The organism is Veillonella parvula, from assembly GCF_032550495.1.
Taxonomy (GTDB): Bacteria; Bacillota; Negativicutes; order Veillonellales; family Veillonellaceae; genus Veillonella; species Veillonella parvula_G.
In genome coordinates, this window is record NZ_JAWFZJ010000013.1 from 1 (window position 1) to 1,621 (window position 1,621).

2 protein-coding genes are annotated in these 1,621 nt (G+C 30.9%); both read right to left on the minus strand.

The window, feature by feature from the left end:
• On the minus strand, window positions 1–359 hold a 359-nt coding region (locus E6X37_RS10285), incomplete at its 3' end, for an rRNA adenine N(6)-methyltransferase family protein (protein ID WP_046594244.1).
• 705 nt (window positions 360–1,064) lie between these two features.
• Window positions 1,065–1,541, minus strand: a complete 477-nt coding sequence (locus E6X37_RS10290; RefSeq protein WP_000664727.1) for a replication/maintenance protein RepL — start codon at window positions 1,539–1,541, stop codon at window positions 1,065–1,067.
• Window positions 1,542–1,621: the final 80 nt, after the last annotated feature.

Here is a 1,621-nt window from a genome sequence, read left to right on the forward strand (position 1 = left end):
GCTATACTATCAAAAACAATTTTGCGTATTATATCTGTACTTATGTTATAAGGTATATTACCAAATATTTTATAGGATTGGTTTTTAGGAAATTTAAACTGCAATATATCCTTGTTTAAAACTTGGAAATTATCGTGATCAACAAGTTTATTTTCTGTAGTTTTGCATAATTTATGGTCTATTTCAATGGCAGTTACGAAATTACACCTCTGTACTAATTCAAGGGTAAAATGGCCTTTTCCTGAGCCGATTTCAAAGATATTATCATGTTCATTTAATCTTATATTTGTCATTATTTTATCTATATTATGTTTTGAAGTAATAAAGTTTTGACTGTGTTTTATATTTTTCTCGTTCATTATAACCACTTATTTTTTCCTCCTTATAAAATTAGTATAATTATAGCACGAGCTCTGATAAATATGAACATGATGAGTGATCGTTAAATTTATACTGCAATCTGATGCGATTATTGAATAAAAGATATGAGAGATTTATCTAGTTTCTTTTTTTACAAGAAAAAAGAAAGTTCTTAAAGGTTTTATAGTTTTGGTCGTAGAGCACACGGTTTAACGACTTAATTACGAAGTAAATAAGTCTAGTGTGTTAGACTTTAATGTTTTTTAAAGGCATTAGTGCACTTAAGCGTCAGAGCATGGCTTTATGCCGAGAAAACTATTGGTTGGAATGGCGTGTGTGTTAGCCAAAGCTTTGGCGAGTTGGTTGGGGGTTTCATGGGATTAATCCCATGAAAGTACCAACTCAACAACACACTAACGCCTGTTGGTTCCAACCAATAGGAAATTGGAATAAGCAATTAGTATAATGAGAGTATAATGTTGGTATAACGTTAGTATAATGATGCTTTTTTTCATTATATTTTTTATGTACTTTAAACCTGCACGCTTATGCGAATTAGAAAAAGCTTAATCGCATTTCATAGATTGACCTCCCAATAACTACGTGGTGTTATTGGGAGGTCAATCTATTTCATTTGCGTTAAGCTTTTGATCTACATTAAGCGTGCAGGTTTTTTGTCTATTTGTAGACGATTTTATGTTATACTAGTCCTTGAAAGAATAATAATCAGATAATGCATTTTCTTGTTTTTCATTTGCCTCTTGCTCAAAGTTCCCAAATTCGAGTAAGAGGTATTTTTGTTTTTGGTCGTCGCCTCTCATTAGTAGTTCAGGGTTTAACATTAATACTCCAGTTTTTCTTTTTATAATATTTCCTTCTTCTAAGATTTTAAGTGTTGTTATTACTGTTTGTAGACTTGTTCCTGTAGCTTTTGCTATTTCTCTTGTTGTAGCTATCATTGTATTGTTACTTAAGTGGACATTATCTAGGATATAGTTAACGATTTTAAGTTTTTTTCCGCCAATCATATCTAACATACTTATTAATTGCACTATATATGCCTTTACGAAGTTACCAGACGTTTGTTTACGGTATAACTTGTCTACCTCTATGACTTCTCCACTTTCTTCGTCTATGAGCCTCTGAGAGCCTTTATAGACTGTTCCATATCTTTCTTTCATCTTTTTCTCACTCCTTATTTTAAACTATTCTAACTATATCATAACTGTTCTAAAAAAAAAGAACATTTGTTAAAAGAAAT

Bases quoted from the DNA above. Each gene is read 5' to 3' on its own strand.
- E6X37_RS10290 (WP_000664727.1), bottom strand. From the start codon at position 1,541: ATGAAAGAAAGATATGGAACAGTCTATAAAGGCTCTCAGAGGCTCATA.